General features: G+C 59.0%; 21 protein-coding genes and 2 pseudogenes. 9 read left to right on the top strand and 14 right to left on the bottom strand.

Translation table 11 applies throughout. From position 1 onward, the window contains the following. The 8 genes and pseudogenes from TX82_RS08115 to TX82_RS08080 all read right to left on the bottom strand — a co-directional run. Positions 1-547 (bottom strand): annotated as a pseudogene (locus TX82_RS08115) (protein translocase subunit SecF); the annotation flags it as partial. Positions 548-565: 18 nt separating this feature from the next. Beyond that, the gene (gene secD / locus TX82_RS08110) at positions 566-2,122 is read right to left on the bottom strand and encodes a protein translocase subunit SecD (RefSeq protein ID WP_005009207.1); all 1,557 of its coding nucleotides are present in this window, start codon (positions 2,120-2,122) and stop codon (positions 566-568) included. A gap of 17 nt (positions 2,123-2,139) precedes the next feature. Beyond that, positions 2,140-2,541, bottom strand: a complete 402-nt coding sequence (yajC, locus tag TX82_RS08105) for a preprotein translocase subunit YajC (protein ID WP_005009205.1) — start codon at positions 2,539-2,541, stop codon at positions 2,140-2,142. A 260-nt stretch (positions 2,542-2,801) separates the two neighbouring features. Then, positions 2,802-3,371 (bottom strand): hypothetical protein, encoded by a 570-nt coding sequence (locus tag TX82_RS08100; protein WP_005009203.1) that lies wholly within the window; start codon positions 3,369-3,371, stop codon positions 2,802-2,804. A 418-nt stretch (positions 3,372-3,789) separates the two neighbouring features. Next, positions 3,790-4,224, bottom strand: a complete 435-nt coding sequence (locus TX82_RS16255) for a nuclease-related domain-containing protein (RefSeq protein WP_187291939.1) — start codon at positions 4,222-4,224, stop codon at positions 3,790-3,792. A 113-nt stretch (positions 4,225-4,337) separates the two neighbouring features. Then, positions 4,338-4,643, bottom strand: a complete 306-nt coding sequence (locus tag TX82_RS16250; protein WP_005009197.1) for a hypothetical protein — start codon at positions 4,641-4,643, stop codon at positions 4,338-4,340. Positions 4,644-4,719: 76 nt separating this feature from the next. Next, positions 4,720-6,399 carry an FAD-binding protein gene (locus tag TX82_RS08085; RefSeq protein ID WP_005009196.1) on the bottom strand — a complete coding sequence of 560 codons (1,680 nt, stop codon included), beginning with the start codon at positions 6,397-6,399 and terminating at the stop codon, positions 4,720-4,722. Continuing rightward, positions 6,396-7,109 carry a 2Fe-2S iron-sulfur cluster-binding protein gene (locus tag TX82_RS08080; RefSeq protein WP_005009195.1) on the bottom strand — a complete coding sequence of 238 codons (714 nt, stop codon included), beginning with the start codon at positions 7,107-7,109 and terminating at the stop codon, positions 6,396-6,398. Before TX82_RS08080 ends, TX82_RS08085 begins: the two co-directional genes overlap by 4 nt. Positions 7,110-7,308: 199 nt before the next feature. Between TX82_RS08080 and TX82_RS08075 the strand changes: the two genes are divergently transcribed. The 4 genes and pseudogenes from TX82_RS08075 to ruvB all read left to right on the top strand — a co-directional run bounded on the left by TX82_RS08075 (position 7,309) and on the right by ruvB (position 10,283). Further along, positions 7,309-8,064, top strand: coding sequence for a YebC/PmpR family DNA-binding transcriptional regulator (locus TX82_RS08075; RefSeq protein ID WP_005009192.1), 756 nt, complete (start codon positions 7,309-7,311; stop codon positions 8,062-8,064). 58 nt (positions 8,065-8,122) lie between these two features. Next, entirely contained in the window at positions 8,123-8,632 is a 510-nt protein-coding gene (gene ruvC / locus TX82_RS08070) for a crossover junction endodeoxyribonuclease RuvC (RefSeq protein WP_005009191.1), read from the top strand. A 4-nt stretch (positions 8,633-8,636) separates the two neighbouring features. After that, positions 8,637-9,233, top strand: coding sequence for a Holliday junction branch migration protein RuvA (gene ruvA, locus TX82_RS08065; RefSeq protein WP_005009190.1), 597 nt, complete (start codon positions 8,637-8,639; stop codon positions 9,231-9,233). Positions 9,234-9,243: 10 nt separating this feature from the next. Next, a pseudogene (ruvB, locus tag TX82_RS08060) lies at positions 9,244-10,283 on the top strand (Holliday junction branch migration DNA helicase RuvB). A gap of 40 nt (positions 10,284-10,323) precedes the next feature. Here ruvB and TX82_RS08055 read toward each other — a convergent pair. Further along, the gene (locus TX82_RS08055) at positions 10,324-11,202 is read right to left on the bottom strand and encodes a PHP domain-containing protein (RefSeq protein ID WP_005009189.1); all 879 of its coding nucleotides are present in this window, start codon (positions 11,200-11,202) and stop codon (positions 10,324-10,326) included. Positions 11,203-11,382: 180 nt separating this feature from the next. Here TX82_RS08055 and TX82_RS08050 point away from each other — a divergent pair, with 180 nt between their 5' ends. The 4 genes from TX82_RS08050 (at position 11,383) to TX82_RS08035 (ending at position 15,335) form a co-directional block, all read left to right on the top strand. Beyond that, positions 11,383-12,732, top strand: coding sequence for a multiheme c-type cytochrome (locus tag TX82_RS08050; protein ID WP_005009188.1), 1,350 nt, complete (start codon positions 11,383-11,385; stop codon positions 12,730-12,732). Between the two features lie 77 nt (positions 12,733-12,809). After that, positions 12,810-13,433 (top strand): DsbA family protein, encoded by a 624-nt coding sequence (locus tag TX82_RS08045; RefSeq protein ID WP_005009187.1) that lies wholly within the window; start codon positions 12,810-12,812, stop codon positions 13,431-13,433. 7 nt (positions 13,434-13,440) lie between these two features. Beyond that, positions 13,441-15,036, top strand: a complete 1,596-nt coding sequence (locus tag TX82_RS08040) for a S41 family peptidase (RefSeq protein ID WP_005009186.1) — start codon at positions 13,441-13,443, stop codon at positions 15,034-15,036. A 53-nt stretch (positions 15,037-15,089) separates the two neighbouring features. After that, a complete protein-coding gene (locus tag TX82_RS08035; protein ID WP_005009184.1) occupies positions 15,090-15,335 on the top strand; it encodes a hypothetical protein in 246 nt (81 codons plus the stop codon). A 109-nt stretch (positions 15,336-15,444) separates the two neighbouring features. Here TX82_RS08035 and TX82_RS08030 read toward each other — a convergent pair whose 3' ends face one another. From TX82_RS08030 to TX82_RS08010, 5 genes are all read right to left on the bottom strand, one after another. Beyond that, a complete protein-coding gene (locus TX82_RS08030; protein WP_042250891.1) occupies positions 15,445-15,705 on the bottom strand; it encodes a MoaD/ThiS family protein in 261 nt (86 codons plus the stop codon). Between the two features lie 44 nt (positions 15,706-15,749). After that, positions 15,750-16,955 (bottom strand): WD40/YVTN/BNR-like repeat-containing protein, encoded by a 1,206-nt coding sequence (locus TX82_RS08025; protein ID WP_005009176.1) that lies wholly within the window; start codon positions 16,953-16,955, stop codon positions 15,750-15,752. Between the two features lie 28 nt (positions 16,956-16,983). Next, a complete protein-coding gene (locus tag TX82_RS08020; protein ID WP_005009171.1) occupies positions 16,984-17,556 on the bottom strand; it encodes a leucine-rich repeat domain-containing protein in 573 nt (190 codons plus the stop codon). Between the two features lie 15 nt (positions 17,557-17,571). Next, the gene (locus tag TX82_RS08015; RefSeq protein WP_005009169.1) at positions 17,572-18,105 is read right to left on the bottom strand and encodes a leucine-rich repeat domain-containing protein; all 534 of its coding nucleotides are present in this window, start codon (positions 18,103-18,105) and stop codon (positions 17,572-17,574) included. 98 nt (positions 18,106-18,203) lie between these two features. Beyond that, positions 18,204-19,541, bottom strand: coding sequence for an NCS2 family permease (locus TX82_RS08010; RefSeq protein ID WP_005009163.1), 1,338 nt, complete (start codon positions 19,539-19,541; stop codon positions 18,204-18,206). 33 nt (positions 19,542-19,574) lie between these two features. Here TX82_RS08010 and TX82_RS16525 point away from each other — a divergent pair, with 33 nt between their 5' ends. Then, a complete protein-coding gene (locus TX82_RS16525; RefSeq protein ID WP_222822992.1) occupies positions 19,575-19,766 on the top strand; it encodes a hypothetical protein in 192 nt (63 codons plus the stop codon). Positions 19,767-19,788: the final 22 nt, after the last annotated feature.

Below are 19,788 nucleotides of genomic sequence, written 5' to 3'. Positions count from 1 at the left end.
CGGAAAACGCCCCCATCGTGATGGTGACGTCATGGATGAGCGCGATGATAGCGGCGATCGCATACTGGAACTCAAACCGCCAGGAGATGTAAATGACGATGCCGATGATGGCATAGATGATGGACAACACCGCCTTCTGCCGGAGGTCCTGGCCCACCTTGGGGCCGACCATCTCCACGCGCTCCACCTCGATTCCGGTGATGCCGAGGCTTTTTTCCAGTGCGCTGGTCACCTGCGAGCCGATTTCCTGTAACTGTTCTTCCGAACCTTCAAGTTGAATGAGGATATCGTTCTTTGTGCCGAATTCCTGGATGGTGCTGTCGCCCAGTCCGACATCCTTCAACCCGGCCCGGATGCTGTCGATGGAGGGCGGCGTGGCAAAGCGCAACTGCACCAGCGTGCCGCCGGCGAAGTCGATGCCGTATTTCAGCCCACCATGCACGGCAATGGAAGCGAGGCTGATCAGGATCAACAGGCCGGAAAAAATCATGGCGCCCTTGATCTTGCCCATGAAGTCGAATCGGGTTTCTTTTTTGATCAGTTCCATATGCCTGCCTGGGTCTCTCTAGCCGATGCTGAGGGTGTTGATCTTTTTCCGCGCCATGGCGGAATCGAAAACGGTTCTGCTCACAAACACCGCAGTGAACATGCTGGCCGCGATGCCGATGCACAGAGTGATGGCGAAGCCCTTGATCGGCCCGGTTCCGAACTGGAACAGCACGATGGCGGCAATGAAGGTGGTGACGTTGGCATCCACGATGGTGCTGAGTGCTTTGGCGAATCCCGCCTCGATGGCGGCACGCACGGGTTTGCCGATGCGGATTTCCTCGCGAATGCGTTCAAATACCAGCACGTTGGCATCGACCGCCATGCCGACGGTCAGAATGATGCCTGCGATGCCCGGCAATGTGAGCGAAGCGCCGAAATAGGCGAGCGCCCCCAGCAACAAAACGAGGTTCAGGAACAGCGCGGTCACCGCGATCACGCCCGAAAGGCGGTAGTAGATCATCATGAAAATCAGCACCATCACAAAACCGGCAGCGATCGAGGTCACGCCCGCTTCCACCGAGTCGCGGCCGAGGGACGGGCCGATGGTGCGGTTTTCGAGTATGATCACCGGCGCCGGCAGCGCGCCGGCGCGAAGTGCTATGGCCAGGTCCCGCGCCTCGTTGGTGGTGAAACGTCCCGTGATCTGGGCGCGGCCGCCGGGAATCTCTTCACGAATCACCGGCGCGGAATAGACGTTGTTGTCGAGAACGATGGCGACGCGCTTGCCGAGGTGATCCTTTGAAAGCTGGTAAAACTGCTGGCCGCCCAGGCTGTTGAAGGTGAGCGCGACATACGGTTCGTTGAACTGGTTGTCGAAGCGGACTTCCGCGGCGGTGAGGGTGTCGCCCGTCATGATGGGGCGTTCCTTTATGAGATAGGGCTCTTTCGTCACCTCACCGGTTTCCTCGTTTTCGATGCGCTGGTACAGCACCTCACTCCCCATGGGGGCGCCTTCATTCAGAGCCTGCTGGGGACTCATCGACTCGTCCACGGCCTTGAACTCCAGCCGCGCGGTCTTGCCGATCAGGTTGATGGCCCGCTCCGGCTCCTCGATACCCGGCAATTGCACCAGAATGCGCCGCTCGCCCTGCACCTGAATGGCGGGTTCGGAGACACCGAACTGGTCCACGCGGTTGCGGATGGTCTCCAACGCCTGCTGGACCGCATTTTCCTTGATGAATTTGATTTCTTCCGGCGTGACCTGGTAGATCAGTTCCAGCCCGTCCCGCTCCGTGCCCAGCAGTTTCATGTTCGGGTAGCTCTTGACTGCTTCGGTGGTGGTGGGGGCGTCGATCGTATCGACCAGGATGATGTGGACGGTCATGTCCTCCTGCAGGGCAAACACACGTTCGAGTTCGATGTCCTCATCCTGCAGGGCGCGCTTGATGTCGTCGGCCCTCTGCTCGAGGGCACTTTCCACCGCCTTCTCAGTCTGCACCTCCAGCACGAGGTGCATGCCTCCCTGCAGGTCGAGCCCGAGGTTGATCTTCTCATCCACCGGGTACGCCAGCCAAACCGCGCCCAAAAGCACGGCAAAGATCAGCGGGATTTTCCATTTGAGGTCGCGAAACATATCAGGCCGTCAGAAACTCACTCTTGGTCTTTTTCGTCTTTGTCTTTGTCTTTGTCTTTATCTTTGTCTTTTTTGCCTTCGGGGCGGGATTCGCTCGTGCCTTTGACGCGGCCGATGGCGGAACGCTCGATCTTGATGCGCACGTTGTCCGCGACCTGAAGTGTCACCACATCGTCCTTGATCTTCTTGATGGTGCCGTGAATGCCGCTCAGGGTGATGATGTTCTCGCCTTCCTTCAGTTCGTTGAGCATCTGGCGGGCTTTGGCTTGCTTTTTCTGTTCCGGGCGAATGAGCACGAAATAGAAAATGAGGAACATGATGATGAGCGGCGGCAGAAACGAAAGCGCGCCGCCGGGCGGCTCGGGTTGCTGCCCTTCCGCCTGGGCAACGAGAATGTGGATCCAACCTAAATCAGGCATGGTGCCGGACCTTCCTTATTGATATGAAAGTGGTGGACAGGATACAGAGAACCTGGAAGTGGACGCCCGGGATACGCCCTTTGTAAAACGTCCCTGCCTTTTATACGAAAAAACAAATATTTGAACCGGTGGGACCCAATCGGTGCCAGAAGTGTTGCTTCTATCAAATCCATAAAAATTTGTCAAACTTTTCACAGAAACTCATCGGCCCGGAAAAAGCGTCCAAGCGGGCTCCGATCGGTTGTGGAACTTCCCTCAACTCAATAAAAAGGCATCCCCTTTTCCTTCTCCCCGGTCAGTTTCACGTACAGCGCGTGGAACTCCGGGGTGGTCAGCTTGGGATCACGCAACTGCTCCAGTTGTTCAGGGGTGATCTTGGTCTCGGATTTGGCGTCCCAGGCGGAAGTGGCCACGGCCACGTAATGCGGCGGATTCAGGCGCTGGAAGATGAGGCCGTCGATATTGTCATTGTACTTGAGGGCGAACTCGATGGCCCAGCGGGCGTCTTCCGCACTGAGGCCGCCGCCGATGGCGATGTTGGTCGGCGGATGCCCGCCGCGCGGCCGCCAGAACTGGATAGTGTGGCCGAGCACCTTGATGTGTTTGTCCTTGAGCACCTGCCACAACTGCTTTTTGTTCTTCTTGTGCTTGAACTCCAGCCAGATTTCCATGGTGCAGATGGTGGTTTTGTCGATGGGGCAGTTCTTGGGTGCCCCGCCTTTATAAAACTTGCTGCTGGTTTTGAAATCGTCCCCCGCCCACGCCGGGCCAGCCAGGGCCGACAGGATCAATCCACAGGTAACCCAACACCACGTCCAACGCATCTTCATAATGCTCGTTCCTTCAATTTCCGGTCTGTAAATAATTTTATGAAAAGGAATTGTATCCCAAGGCCCGGCCCCGTCCAAGGACTGGATCCGATGCAAATTCAAAAAACCGGTCTTTTTTGCTTATTCCGACAAAAAAACCCTCAAGTTTTCTCACAACCTGCCGTAAAGCAGAGATAAGGGAAGATTTTATCCACATTTAAGGACCCGCATCATGGTTGATTCCGTAAGCACCTCAACTGCCGCCAGTACGGCGCCACAAGCGGTACAGACTTCCGCGGAGGCGTTGCAGCTGGCCCTCAAAGCCACGGAAGCACAGAGCCAGGCCCTGATCAACCTGCTACACCTGTCAGTCGGGGGCTCTCAGAACTCTTCGACGGGAAGCCTGATCGACCTCATCGTTTGAGGGCCCACCCCAACCTCACCGTTCGCCGAACCACGTCAGCACCGACTCCTGCTGTTCCGCGCTCAAAACCTCGTGCCGCGCTTTTCGGATGGCAGGCAGCAACTGCCGTCCGGTGACCACCTCTCCGTCCGGAATCCCTTCCAGCTTCGCATTTGGAAACACCACCAAAGACGCGATGGGCAGATCGCCCAGCTTGTTTTCGATGTGGTTGATGGCCTGCCGATTGCGCCACAGCGGGTTGTAAATGAGCCCGCCACCCATGCCGCGCACTTCCCACTCGCGTTGCCCCGCCTGCACGCGCACGCGGCCGGAATCGTTACGCTCATTGATGACAAACAGGCCGTACGGCGACACCACCAGGTAATCGATTTGAATGATGCCGTCTGGTGTGGGCACGGTGGCGTTTTCGATGACCCTGTACTCGTTGCCCAGTTGCCTCAGGACCGACACCACACTGGGACCGGGAACAAGGGTCCCCTTCCCTTTTTTAAGAAAAACCAGATTCCGCCTCCCACCAGCAATAAAACGAGAAGCGTTGAGATGGGTTCCATGCGTTTCCGGGCTTATTGATTGATGTCGCGCATGAGACGGGCGAGTTCGTCCAACTGCGCTTCCACTTTCGGTGGCGTGACCGGATGAAACACGTTCGCCCCTGCCGGCTCGGGAAACAGGGCAGCCAGCTTTGGGTTTGCGTCCAGTCGACTCCAGCGCGTGCCGTCGAGGGAAAACTCGTCGTCGCGGCGCAGTTTGCCCTGGCGGATGGCCAGCGCCAGCGCCCGCGTCGGCACGTTGCGCCACTGCCTGCGACCGCGGCGCACGGTGACGCGCTTTACAGGGTGATTGGATGCGGATGATTGGGTGTCGGTCATGACGGGATCCGTTTCGGCTGGGCGGCGGGGCGCGCCGCAGGGTTGAGGGATACCAGCAAACTGGGTTGTCTCTTGCTCACCGGCCCGCGAACGGGTCAGGGGGTTCCGAAAGGTTGAACGCGCCGCCTTGCACCTTAGGTTCCGCCATCGCTTCAGGTGCGGGTGCGGCTTCGAACTTCAGGTTGGAGGCCAACGGATACAACTGCGGTGCCGTGCGGCCGTGTGCTTCGGGCACATTCCCAAGCGCCTTGCGAAACCGGTTGAGCGCGGAGAGCGTCACACTGCTTCGTTCCGGCAGATTGCTCTGCACGGATTCGGCGGCACGCCTTCCGAACACAATGATATCAAGAAGCGAGTTGCCCATCAACCGGTTGGTGCCATGCAGGCCGCCGGTCACCTCCCCCGCCGCCCACAGTCCGGGACGCTCGGTTCTACATTGAGTGTCCACCTTCACCCCTCCATTCTGGTAATGGAGCGTCGGGTAGATGAGCACCGGCTGGCGGACGGGATCGATGCCGTACCGTTTGAACCGGTGGATGAGGCCGGGGAACTGTTTCACAAGCGTGCCCTCGCCTTTCAACAGATCGATCATCGGCGTGTCCAGCCACACGCCCTGGCGTCCGTGTGGGGTTGCTACAGCGCGGCCTTCCGCCGCTTCATTTATAATCGCCGCTGCGACCACGTCGCGGTAGGTGAGTTCGTTCACGAACCGCTCGCCCTTGGCGTTCAATATCTGCGCTCCACTGGCACGAATGGATTCGGTGACCAGTTGGCCCGCCAGCGCTTCCGGGTACGCCGCACCGGACGGATGGTACTGATAGCTTTCCAGGTGCACCAGCGAACAGTGCTGCCTGTAGGCGAGGATGAGGCCGTCGCCGGTCGCGCCCATGTGGTTGCTGGTCGGAAAATTCTGGAAACGCAACTGACCGCTGCCGCCGGTGGCGAGGATCACCGCCCGGGCCGACACGGTGGTGAGTTTTCCAGTCTCGGTATTCCACAACACCGCACCCGTCACCTGGCCGTTCCCGTCGTCGACGAGTTCCACCGCCGCTTCGTTCTCGAGAAATTTCGTACCGCCGCCCATCACCGCGTCGCGCAGGACGCGCATGATCTCGAGCCCGGTGTAGTCGCGGCACGCCATCACCCGCGGCACGGAGGTGCCGCCGCCCGCCTTCATGCGAAACAGGCCGTTGTCGCCCGGATCGAACATCACCCCCAACTGCACCAGCCACAGGATGCTGGGCGGCCCGGATTCGCACAGAATTTTAAGAAGATCGGGATCGTTCTTGCCGTGACCGCCGACGTAGGCATCGGCGAAATGGCGTTGTGGAGAGTCGTCGGGACCGAGCGCCGCCTGGATGCCGCCCTCGGCCATGACGGTGTTGGAGTCGCCCAGCCGGAGCTTGGTTGCCAGGTGCACGGTCAGCCCGGAGTTTTCGAGTCCCAGCGCCGCCGCCACGCCCGCACCGCCACCACCGATGATAAGCACATCGGTTTCAATGTCCACTTTCGGTTCGAAGCCGGCGGGCAGGGGACTGTCCGATTCCAGCAGCGCCGCCAGTTCCAGGGGAAACTCACCGCTGTTGGCATTGGCCCCCACCTTGACCTGCCGTTCGGCACCGACGTAATCCGGGTGGTGGGCGCGGATCAATCCATTCGCATCGTCCTCACTCAAGTCCGGAAAGTTTTCGTTCTTGCGCGCGGCACGGGTGCGGTTGACGTGTTCGATCGATTCCGCCGCCCAGTCCAAGCTCATGCCAACCTCCCGTTCGTGCGGATCTCTTTGGCGCGGGCGAGCCGTTCCTCGGGATCGGCGTTCATCAGGCAATCCCATTCGGCCTGCGCGCCGTCCACCTGCTGTGCCGCGATTTTTTCTTCCAGAGCCGCTGGGTCGGTGCCCATACCGAGGGAGCGCCGCACCCAGAGGCCCATGTTATGCGGCTTCACCTTGTCTTCGCACACCGCGCGGCACAGGCCACAGTGGATGCAGGTGGTGAAGTCTTCCGCCACCTGGTCGAACTCGCCTTTCTGCATGCGCAGGACCGATTCCATCACTGGGATCGACATCGGACACGCCACGGTGCAACTGCCGCACTTGGTGCAACGGTCGAGCGTCGGGTACGCGACACGCAGGTCGTCGGCCGTCGCTCCGGCTTTCGGTTCGACCGGCGGGATGGCGTTCACCGCGAAAGGAAACACCTGCATGCCGTCCTGCACCGGGCACATGCAGGCCAGGTCCGTGGTGCTGGGTTGACCGTCAGGCAGGCGCACTGTCACCGTGCAGGCTCCGCAGACGCCGCCGACGCATCCCGTCCGCACGAGTTTCCCCTGCCCCGCGTTCCACAACGCGTGCACGATGGTCTCTCCGGCACGGGCCTGGATCGGCTCGCGTCCGTTCCACAGGATTTGGACCATTTTGGTTTTCGGGGCCTCGGATTCGGCTTGGTCCTGAGTGCGGTCGTCCATGCAAGAACTCAAAAACGTTTTAGTTACACCATGTTATACCCAACCTTCCGGTACGCGCAACCGCGCCACGGTAACGGCATTCGCATTTGATTGCAACGCGAAACCTCCAGCCGTTTTCCGATTCGACCTTTATTTGCCGAGCTTTTGAATTTGTGCTATTTTAGCCGGGAAGAGTCAATTCATTCAGGAAGTTAAGCACATGTCCGGTCATTCCAAGTGGTCCACCATCAAGCACAAGAAGGGCGCCGCCGACGCCAAGCGCGGCAAGATCTTCACCAAACTGATTAAAGAAATCACCGTCGCCGCACGGCTGGGCGGGGGCGATGCCAACGCCAACCCGCGCCTGCGCACCGCCATCGCCGCGGCCAAAGAGCAAAACATGCCGCAGGACAACATCAACCGCGCCATCAAGAAAGGCACGGGCGAGCTGGAAGGCGCGAGTTACGAGGAAATCACGTATGAGGGATACGGACCCGGCGGCGTCGCCATCCTCATCGAGGTCATGACCGACAACAAAAACCGCACGGTCGGGGAAATCCGCGCCTTGCTTGGCAAGAACGGCGGCAATATGGGCGAGAACGGATGCGTCAACTGGATATTCGAGAAGAAAGGGTTGATCCTCGTCAAAAGCGACGCGATGGACGAGGACGCCATGATGGAACTGGCGCTGGAAGCGGGCGCGGACGACATGCAGAACACCGGCGAGCAGTATGAGATCACCACCTCCATGGAAAACTTCGAGACCGTGCACCAGGCGCTGAAAGACAAAAACGTTCCGACCGAATTCGCGGAGATCACCGCCATCCCGCAGAACACCGTGCCGGTGGACGAACAAAACGGACGCGCGGTCCTGAAACTCATGGACCTGCTCGACGACCACGATGACGTGCAGAAAGCCTATTCCAATTTCGACATCCCGGAAGAGGTGATGGCCGCCATCGACGAAAGCGCTTGACCGCCCGGACCTCTCCTCCCGGCGCGGAACGGAAACTCAACCTACGGGAAAACCACCCATGCGTGTTCTCGGCATCGACCCCGGCAGCAACTGCACCGGATACGGCATTGTCGAGTCGGGCCGCAACACCCTGAAAAGCATTCACTGGGGAAGCATCAAGTCCAAAAGCCGCACCCCCTTCCCCGACCGGTTGAAAACCATCTACGACGACCTCACCCGCGTCATCGGCGAGTACAAGCCGGAGATCGTCGCCATCGAAGATCTGTTTTTTGCTGTCAACGCCCAGTCCACCATCAAACTCGGGCAGACGCGCGGCGTGGCCCTGCTGGCGGCGGTCAACGCCAGCCTGACGGTCGCTGAATACACACCGCTCGAAGTGAAGTTGTCCATCGTCGGTTACGGACGCGCCGACAAAAACCAGGTGCGGGACATGGTCACCACCCTGCTCCGCCTCAAGGAAAAACCCGAGCCGTTGGACGCCTCGGACGCGCTGGCGGTGGCCATCTGCCACCTGCACAACCACGGAACCTCCAACCGATTGAAAGAAGCCCTGTCCTCTCGGAGATGAAACCATGATCGCGCATTTGAACGGCACCCTCGCCCGCAAGACGCCCGTTTCCGTGATCGTCGATGTGCACGGAGTCGGCTACGAAGCCTTCGTCTCGCTCAACAACTATTACGAACTGCCGGAGACCGGACAACCGGTGACGCTCCTCATCCACAGCTACCACAAGGAAGATACGTTCAAGCTCTACGGCTTCCTTCGCGAGGAGGAGAAACAGATTTTTGAAACGCTCATCGGCATCAACAAAGTGGGACCGAAGCTGGCGCTCGCCATCCTTTCCGGCATGCCGGTGGACGAGCTGATGGACGCCATCGCCAAAAACGACGTGGCCCGAATCAGCACCGTGCCGGGGGTGGGACGCAAAACCGCCGAGCGTCTGGTATTGGAATTAAAAGACAAGCTGGCGAAGATGGACAAGGTGTCGGGCGAAACGCCTGCTGCGGGCACGACGCACCGCCTGCTGGAAGACGCGCTCTCGGCGCTCATCAACCTCGGTTACAAAAAAGGTGACGCGGAGAAAGCGTTGAAACAGGTCTGGGAGGAACAGGCGGACACCCCGGCACTCGAAACCCTCATCAAGGAAAGCCTCAACCGCCTGTCCTGACCTCATGAGCATGGAACCCGACCGCGAAAATCCCGAAACCCGTTACACGCTGGACACGCAGGAAGCGCAGTTCGAAACCAGCCTGCGTCCGCGCACGTTCGCGGAATACATCGGGCAGGACAAGGTGAAGGAGAACCTCGCCATTTTCCTGTCGGCGGCGAAGATGCGCGGTGAGACGCTCGACCACGTTTTATTCTACGGTCCGCCGGGGCTGGGCAAGACGACGCTCGCGAACATCATCGCATCGGAAATGGGCGCGGCGCTCACCAGCACGTCGGGTCCGGTGATCGAGAAGTCCGGCGACCTCGCAGCGCTCCTCACCAATCTGCAGGAAGGCGACCTGCTGTTCATCGACGAGATCCATCGCCTGCCGCGCATCATTGAAGAGATTCTGTATCCGGCGATGGAGGACTTCAAACTCGACATCATGATCGGACAGGGCCCGAGCGCGCGTTCGATCAAGCTCGACCTGCCGCCGTTCACCCTGATCGGTGCGACGACGCGGGCGGGTCTTCTGACCTCGCCTTTACGCGACCGCTTCGGGGTGGTCCACCGGCTCGATTACTACACGCCGCAGGACCTGGAAAAAATCGTCCATCGCTCGGCGGAGATATTGAAGGTGGACATGACGGAAGACGGCGGGCGCGAGGTGGCGCAACGTTCGCGCGGCACGCCGCGTATCGCCAACCGCCTGCTCCGCCGCGTGCGCGATTACGCGCAGGTGAAGGGCGACGGCGTCATCACCGCCCCATCGCCGAACAGGCGCTGGCGATGATGGAAGTGGACCGCATCGGCCTCGACAAGATGGATCACAAACTCCTGCTCACGATGATCGAGAAATTCAAGGGCGGGCCGGTGGGCATCGACAGCCTGGCGGCGTCGATCAACGAAGAGAGGGATACCATCGAAGACGTGTACGAACCGTTTCTCATCCAGTGCGGCCTCCTGCACCGTACCCCCCGCGGCCGCGTGGTGACCGACGCCGCATTCCACCACTTCGGCCTCACACCGTCGTCCACCAACGACACGCCGCAAAAACCGCTGTTCTGATTTTTCCGAATTGATCTTCAGGTAAGGAAGCCGCGGGCAATCAGCCCCAGGCCTGGCGGAACCGTTCGAGGAAGGCGGGTTCCATCTTCGTCGTGCCCAGCAGGTCGGGCGTCTGGTGCGTGTTGAAGCCATGGAAGTCGCGGCTACCGGTGGCGATCATATCGTGGTCTTCCGCCAGCTTGAGGAAGTAACCGACCTTGCCGGTCTTCTCGTGGTAGGGATAGATTGCCTCCAATCCCATCAACCCCATCGCTTTCAATTCTTCCAGGCGCGGCGGGATGTCGTCGAAGCCGATGCCCTTGTCCGGGCGGTGGAGCGCGTAGGTGCGCTCACCGGGATGGGCGATGACCGGCACGCCGCCGCTCTCACGCATCAGCTTCAGCGCGTCATCGACGTGGATGTTTTCGCGCTGGACGTTGTACTGAACGAGGTATTTTTCGAACGCCTCGCCGGTATGCTTGACGATGCCGAGGCGCACCATCTCGCGGGCGAGATGCGGCCGCGCCAGCACGCCTTCCGCTGCTTTCTGCACGTTCTCAAAAGTGATCTGTCCCTGAAAGCGGTCCGGCACCACGCCGTTCAGCTTGTCGATCATGGTGCGCATGCGTTCCTCGCGTTGCGCTTTCATGGTCTCAACGCGGTCCCACAACTCGCTCCGAATGCTGGCGAGGTCCTTGAAATATCCGAGCACATGCAACTGCAGGTCACCGTACTTGACGGTCATCTCGATCCCCGGAAACACAATCAATCCCGCCTTTTCTCCAGCGTCGATGAATTCCGGGATCCCGGAGAAAGTATCGTGGTCGGTGAGCGACAGGATGGAGACGCCGTTGTGGCGGGCTATGTCGACCAGTTTCGTGGGCGAGAATTCGCCGTCGGAGTAGTTGCTGTGCATGTGAATTTCGAACTTTTCGGTCATGAAGTACCTGTGATGAGTCTGATTTCATGGTACCGCGTTTGGAAGCGGGGTCCAAATAAACCTCGGAGGGGTAGCGGTGGCGGCTATATATAAGATGCAGGAATGGGTTGAGAGGTTTGCCTTGAAGCCGAATTTCCGATACATTTAACCCGTTGATCCCGTTATGGAAACACCCTGCACATGCTGATGAGAATAGCATTGTCATTTATTTTAGCCGGGTTGGGCTGGGCGCTTGTTGCCTGCTCGCCCCTGCCGGAGTCGCACGCTTCGTCCCAAAAACTGCAACCCACTTCTTCCCAGCAGGAATTGCTGATCGTCTTTTCCGGCAACACGCTGGGCGAGTTGAAACCCTGCGGCTGTGCGAAGGAAGAGGACCAGGGCGGCATCGAACGCAGGATGGGATATCTGAAAAGCGTGGTTCCGGAGGGCCATGCCCTCCTGTTCGTCGATCTTGGCGACAACTTCAAGGAACCCACCCGGCAGGGCCGCATCAAGGCCCGTTACCTGATGTCCGCCATGGCGCGCATGGGCTACGACGCAGTGACGCTGGGCGACCGCGACCTGCTGTACGGTAACGAGTTCCTAAAAAAGCAGGAGGGCCTCCCGTGGCTCACCTCCAACATGCGGATCAAGGGCATGGACCCGCCGCGCTACCGCATCCAAACCTATGACAACGGCCTCAAAGTAGCGGTGCTCGCGGTGGCCGATCCGGACCTGTTCTACGTCTCCGGCCACAGTCAGATCACAATGCAGGACCCGGCGACAGCGGTGCGGGACCTTCTGCCGGAGATCGCACAAGGCGGACAGCCTGACGTCGTCGTCCTCCTCACTCACATGGAGCGCAAGAAGGCGCTCAAGCTGGTCGATATCGACGGGGTCGATGTCGTCATCAACGGCCACATCGAGGACGAATCGGACACAATCGACATGCAGGCGGTGCGGAAGGGTCAAAAGGTTTTCGCGCAGGCCGCGCCTTTGGGTCAGAAAATGGGAGAACTGCGCGTCACAGTCTACGGCGAAAAGAAAACCTATGAGCACCGCATGGTGCGGCTGGATTCGAAAATCCCGGATGACGCCGGCATGACCGCCCTGCACGACGAATACAACCAGGAAATTGAGGCCCTGTTCTTCGAGACACTGAAAGCCAAACGCGCGAAAGACCGCACGCAGGTGTACGCCACGGAATCGACGTGCAAAACCTGCCATGCCGGCGCGCATGCAACGTGGTCGGATTCGCGCCACGCCCACGCCTACGCCACCTTGAAAGAAGTCAACAAGTCGTTCGATCCTGAATGCCTGAAATGCCACACCACGGGGTTTGAAAAGCCCGGCGGGTTCATCAGCGAAATCGACACACCGGAATTGAAAAACGTGCAGTGCGAAATGTGTCACGGCGCGCGGCTCGACCACAGCCGGGCCCCGCAAGGCGGATTCGCCGAAGAGGCGCGCGGGGCCTGCTCGCAATGCCACGTTCCGAAGCATAGCCCCAACTTCAACTACGAAACCTACTGGCCGAAAATCCGCCATTAATAAATTTTAACGGTCCCCGATCGGGCCGTTTGCTACTATAATTGATAGACCGATCTCATGCCTACATGGAGTATTCAATGAAACGATTCATCCCGCTTCTCATCCTGGTTGTCAGCTTCATCGCCACACCGGCTATGGCCGACGGACCGAACATCGCCGGGCATTACAAAATCATCGGCGACCTGAAAAACCTGGAAAACATCAAGCAGATCGAAATCATGGAGTTTTTCAATTACTCCTGCGGCCACTGTTACGGATTCCTGGATGAATCCAAACGCCTGCACAAACAGTTCAAAGGCCAGCTGTTGCACAAGAAGCAACCAATCTACTGGGGCCAGCAGACCCCCTACCCCGCAATGGCGTTCTACATCGCCGACGAGCAGGGGATGGAAGAAAAATTCACCAAGACTCTGTTTGATACCAACTTTCAACTGGGTGTGAACGTGTTCCAGCCGCGCGTGATCAGCATGCTGTCGCAGGATTTCGGCATTCAGGCAGCCATGACGGAGGGAATGAAGTCGCCGCGCATCCGCAACAAGGTGCAAAAGTCGTTGCAGTTGGCGCAGGAGTTCGGCGTGGATGAGACGCCGACCATCATCATCAACGAAACTTTGAAGGTGACGCCCAGCCTTTCAGGCGGCGATGTGAAAAAAATGACGGACAACCTGATCGTGATTTTCAACGACATTCTGAAAAAGTGATGACGCAATGAAAACGGGCAAACGGACAGGCATCGGCAAATGGCTGGGGGTTCTGGGCGCGCTGGCGCTGACCCTCGCCCTGATCGCGCCGTGGAATCCCGCACCGGGTCCGTCTCCCCTGCCCACGTCCGCTCACGCGGGATTTTTCGATGACGACCTGGAAGTTTTCGAGGAGGTGCTGGACCTTGTGGCGGGAAATTACGTGTACCCACCCGACTACAAAACCCTGTTCGAATCCAGCATCCAGGGCATGATCGCCAAGGCACCGGAGAAAACCCTGACCGTAACCGATGTGTATTCCGGGCAGGTGTTGAAGCACAACAACACCCGACTGAGCTATCGTCTCAGTTTCAGCCGTCATGAAAATATGGGGGCGTTCCGGTCCGTTTACTACTTTCTCGCCAACGAATACCAGGGCCAGCTCAAGAAAAAAGACATCGAGCAGGCGGCCATCATCGGGCTCATGAGTTCTCTCGACCCCTACTCCCTGTACATGGACAAAAGCGATTTCGAGCGGTCGATGCGAGATACGGAGGGCCAATACGGCGGCGTGGGCATGGTGATCACCTTGCAGGACCTCAAACTCACGGTCGTGCGGACGCTCAAGAATTCGCCCGCCGAACGTGCTGGTATTCTGCCCAAGGACATCATCAGCCAGGTGGACGGGCAGACTGTGGAAGGCATGCAGATCAACGAACTGGCGGAACGCCTGCGTGGATACCCCAACACCAAAGTGCAGATCCAGGTTTTCCGACCATCCACCAGCTCTACAAAGGAAATCACCCTGACGCGCGAAATCATCTCCATCGAAACGGTGGAATACAAGAATATGGGCGACGGGGTCGGTTACCTTTCGATCAACAGTTTTTCCAAGCAGACCAACGACCAGCTGCAGGTGGCTTTGAACCTGGCCCTGGAGGAAGGGATCACCGCCTTCATCATGGACCTGCGGAACAATCCCGGCGGCCTGCTCAGCCAGTCGGTCAAGGTGGCCAGTCACTTCCTGAACAAGGGCGAATTGATCGTCTACACCCGGGGCCGAGACCGCAACGACATGCAGACTTACCAGGCGCTGTACAAGAACACGCTCACCCACCTTCCGCTCGTGGTGCTCATCAACAAGCAAAGCGCCAGTGCATCGGAGATCGTCGCCGGCTCACTGAAAGACTCCGGCAAGGCGCTCATCCTGGGCGAAACCTCCTACGGCAAGGGATCGGTGCAGACCATCTTCCGCATGAGCGACGGTTCCGGCCTGCGCCTGACCACGTCCAAGTACTACACGCCTTCGGGCATCGACATCAACCAGCACGGCATCACGCCGGAAATCCTTGTCGAAAAGGATTTGCCTGAGAACGGAAATTCAAATGCCCGGCGCGAGGCCAAAGGTCCGAAGAAAGAATCCGGTTCGCGTGCCCGCAACCTGGCAACGCATCTAAAGGAAGCCGAATTGATTGACTATCTCAAGCAAAAAGGCTATACCATCACCGGTTCCACCGATCCCCTCGTGGAGTTTGCCAAACTGGTGGTCCGCGATATCCAGCACCCCTCCAAAAGCCACGCCCTGGCCAAGGCGAGGGAGCTGGCCAACGACATTCATTACTGACATCAAACCTGTTTCTCAATCAACGTGTTTGTTCCAGGGAGTGATCAAAGAGAATGAACATCATCCATATTGATTTCGATAAAGGGATCGTGCAAAGCGATTTCAAAACGTGGACCATCGTGTCCAACGACAACAACCAGTACCTGCTCCTGCAACGGGAGGAGAACGGCCGTTATCATGTCGCGGAAGCCGATGTGATGAAGAAGCATCTCTGGGAAGTGAAGGAAATCAACTACCGCGACCCGGAAGGCGGCACCTTCGTCTTCGACGAAGATTCGGGCATCACCCACATTGCCTGACGCACCGGCCCTTTCCAGGACGGCAATCTATTTCCTGAAAGTTTGAATACCAGAAAGGAAAGAGCTCGTTTTCGCAGGACAGTGCTCCGGCCGCGAGGGACCTCGTTCCTCAACCGCCGCTCAGCGCCTGCACGATGTCGATGGCATCGGCGGGTTGGAGCGGCCGGTTCAGATCGAACTCCTGCTCACCGTTGACGAAGAACCGCATATGCGGGCGCATGCGGTCCTGCTCGTCAACCACCCGAAATCGAAGACCGGGGAACCGGCGGTCAAGATCGTTCAAAACCTCGGCCAGCGTCGCGCCTTCGGCCTCGACCACGTCCCGATGGTCCGTGTATGAAAAGAGCGGGCTGGGAATCCGCACCCTCATGGTTTGCCTCGTTTAAAAGTGGAGAGGGGTGCCGCTGCGGCCCGTCAGTCCGCCTCCGCCACTTCCACGGAATAGATTTCCGGCAGGTGGCGCGCCATGCAGGTCCATTTGTTTCCCTCATCGCGGCTCATCCACAACTCGCCACTGGTCGTCCCGACATACAAACCGACCGGATCCGCGTGGTCCCCGGTCATCGCCTGCCGCTTCACCGTCCACCACGCCTGGCTTTCCGGAAAACCGTTATCGAGGCGCTTCCAGGTTTTGCCGCCGTTCCTGCTGACGTAGGCGCAGGGCTTGCCCTCCACCGCAGTTCGCGGCCAGACGGTAGCGCCATCCATCGGAAACACCCACGCGGTGTTGTCATCCCTCGGGTGCACCACAATGGGAAAGCCGATGTCGCCCACCTTCTTCGGCATTTTTTTACCGATGCGTTCCCACGTTTTCGACGGACGGTCCAGGCGGTAAATGCCGCAGTGGTTCTGCTGGTAGAGGCGGTCGGGGTTGCTCGGGCACAGACGCACGCAATGCGGGTCGTGAAACATGGGGTCGCCGCGGTCGAATCCATCGACCACATCCAGTCCGTTTATCAAAACCTCCCAGGTTTTACCTCCATCGAACGATTCGTGCACCCCGCCACCGGACATGGCGAAGTAGAAGTGATCCGGGTCGCGCGGATCGATGATGATCGAGTGCAGCTTGGGTCCATCGGGCGTGCCGTCCTGCACCGTGCCCATCCAGCGCAAAAACTGCGGATCGTCGTTGATGCTGGAAAACGGCTCCCAGGTCTTGCCGGCATCTTCAGTGCGGAACAGGCCCTGGGGCGAGGTGCCCGCGTACCACACACCGGGCTGGCTCGCATGCCCCGGTTGCAGCCAAAAGGTGTGATCGACGGAGCGGCCGTTCTCGGACCGGGCAAATGCCGGAGGCCCGGCCGCCTCTTCCCATTTGCGTCCCAGGTTGGTGGAGCGGAATATGGTCGGTCCCAGGTGACCCGTGCTCGCGGCGACGAGCAGGGTTTTCCCGTCGCGCGGGTCGAGCACCATGTGGTTTATGATCTGGCCGAGAAAGTGAGGTCCGCTCACCTTCCAGGTTTTGCGTTTGGTGTCGCCGTGATACAGCCAGGCTCCCTTGCGGGTCCCGACCAGAATTACGAGTTTACCGGTTTTGGAAGTGCGGGACGCCGGTTTCTTGCGGGCGGAGGAGCGGGCTGATTTGCGAACTGCGGTTTTTTTTGAAGCGGCGCGTGCCATTCAACAGCATCCTCCTGAAAAAGCAAAATCAGAACAACTTCAGCGACTTGAGGTGGCCGAGTTTTTTTTGAAGCGTGTCTTTTGTGGTGTCGGCAAGGAAGTTGCCGCGCAGGTCGAGTTTTTTCAGTTTGGGAAAGCTCTGCGATTCGGCCAGCGCCAGGGCGCCCTCGTCGCGGATTTCATTGAAGCTGAGACCGAGATTCTCCAGCTTCGGCATGTTTTTGGATGAGGCGAGCGCCACCGTTCCCTTGTCCAAAAGGTAATTGTGCCGCAATTCGAGTTTCTTGATATTGGCCAGCGCCGGGGATTGGGCCAGGATAGCCGCGCCGCGTTCGGAGATTTCGTTGTAGCGTAGATCCAGCCTTGTGACTTTTTTGAGGAAATCCTTTTCGAGAAGAAGGGCCAGCCCCTTGTCGCCGATCTTCTTGCCATTCAACTTCAGTGTGCGTCCACCGCCGGACAACCCTTCCTTGAACACCTTCTCGTAATCGATTTCTTCTTTCGAGAACACGTCCTCCCGATCGAAGAACTGTGCCTGGGAAACCGGACTGAACCCAAGAACCAGTAAAAACGCAAACAGCAGAATCGGCCAGCGCTTCATGGAGCCTCCCCCTGGTCAATCGTCGTCGTCTTCCTCTTCATCCTCATCGTCAAACGCAAAATCGGAAAGGTCGTCCACATGGAGGTGGCACAGACGGGTGCGGCACCGGGCGTTTTTGAGCGCCTCGATCCCTTCCTTGCGGATCCGGTTGGCCGTAATGAACAGGTGCGTGACCTTGGTCAGAGTCTCCGACTCGGCAATGGCAATGGCACCCTCGTCCTCGATCAAGTTGCCGTAAAGCCCCAGCTTCTTGAGCTTGACGAAATGAGGCGAGGTGGCAATGGCTCTCACCCCGTCGTCGCTGATGACGTTGCCGTACAACTCCAGCTCGCGCAGGTTCTTGAAGTGCTCGCATTCCGCGAGAACCCGCGCACCTTCGTCGCTGATGTCGTTGTTTGGCAGGCGCAGGGTGCGCAACTTGCCGCGTTTCAACTGCGACGAATCCACCAACTGCTCGACGCCTTTGTCACCGATGTGATAATTGCTGAGGTCGAGAGTCCGTTTGTCCGGACTCAGAAACTGTTTGATCAGGTATTCAACGCTTGCCAAGGTCGGCCGTTCCTTTCCAGTTACGCATCAGACGTGGTTTGTTGCTAAAACGGCTCCAAGTATATCACAAGTCCGGCAGGCGAAAACCGCCCTCCCCTTCAAACGGTAAGGTAGCGCAGGAGGAACATGACGGCGATCACATGCATGATCCAGTGCACCTGTCGGACCTTGCCACAGGCCACCTTGATTACGGGGTAGAGAATGAATCCCAGCGCCATGCCGTCGGCGATGCTGTAGGTCAATGGCATGCCGATCATGATGAGAAACGCCGGCAGGGCCTCGTCCCAGGACTTCCAGTCGATGCACGTTACGTTCCCCGCCATCATGGCGCCGACAATGACGAGCACCGGCGCGGTGATGGGATACAAAATCGTGTCGTGGTCGAGGTGGTAACCGCCGCCGATCATTTTCGCCAGCGGCGCGAAAAACAGGGCCAGCAGAAAGAGGAGCGCCGTCACCACGCTGGCCAGACCCGTCCGCCCGCCCTCGGCGACACCCGCCGCGCTTTCGATGTAGCAGGTGACGGTGGTGGTGCCCAGCACCGATCCCGCCGTGGTGGCCACCGAATCCGGCCACAACGCCCGGTTGACGCGCGGCAGGCGCCCGTCTTTCAGAAACCCGCCCTGGTGGCCCACCCCCACCAGCGTGCCCGCGGTGTCGAACAGATCGACGAACAGGAACACCGCGGCGATGGTGAGCAGACCCAGATCCAGCGCACCCATGATGTCCAGTTGCAACAGCGTGGGAGTCAAATCCGGGGGCAGGGACACCACGCCGTGGAATTTCACGAGACCGAAGGGCATAGCTGCGAGTGTCATCACACCCATGCCGATCAGGATGGCGCCCTTGATTTTTCTCTGGAGCAGGATTCCAATCAATCCCACCCCTGCCACGGTGAACATGGCGGGCAATGAATTCAAGGGGGCCAGTTGCACCAGGGTGCCCGGATGCGCCATGACGATCCCGCCCTGCACAAAGCCGATGAAAGCAATGAACAGACCGATGCCGACGGAGATGCCGACCTTGATGTCGTTGGGCAGGCTGTTGATGATGACTTCGCGGAAGCGGAGCACGGTGAGCAGGATCAACCCAATACCGGACAAAAACACCGCGCCCATCGCCACCTGCCACGGGATGCCCTGCCCCATGACGACGGTGTAGGTGAAATAAAAATTGATGCCCATGCCGGGCGCAAGCGCGATCGGATAATTGGCGCCAAGACCCATGATGAGGCACCCCAGCGCCGCGGCAAGGCAGGTCGCCGTCATCACCGCACCGAAGTCCATGCCGGCCTGCGCCATCACCGCCGGTTGCACGAAGATGATGTACGACGCGGTGAGGAACGTCACTGTCCCGGCGCGCATTTCCGTGAGCGGCGTACTGCCCTGCTCACTGATGCGGAAACGGCGGTCGAGGAACGCAATCCATCGGCTCATCGGTGAAGTCTCAGGCTACGGTGGAATGGAATCATGAACATCCAAATGGATAAGGCATGGGCCGGCAAGGGGCGGATCTCAATTCAGAAACTCTTTTTCGACCAGCGCCACCTCATCGTCGCGGTTGCGCACCTGCCCGTTGATGCGCGCATCGCGGAGCGTCTTGAACACGGTCTTGAAAACAGCCCGGCCGGATGCCCATCTGGATCAGGTCGTCGCCGGTGAGCGACAGCGTCGCCGACGGATT

This window comes from Nitrospina gracilis 3/211 (assembly GCF_000341545.2).
GTDB lineage: Bacteria > Nitrospinota > Nitrospinia > Nitrospinales > Nitrospinaceae > Nitrospina > Nitrospina gracilis.
This window is presented reverse-complemented; position numbering and strand designations above follow the sequence as displayed.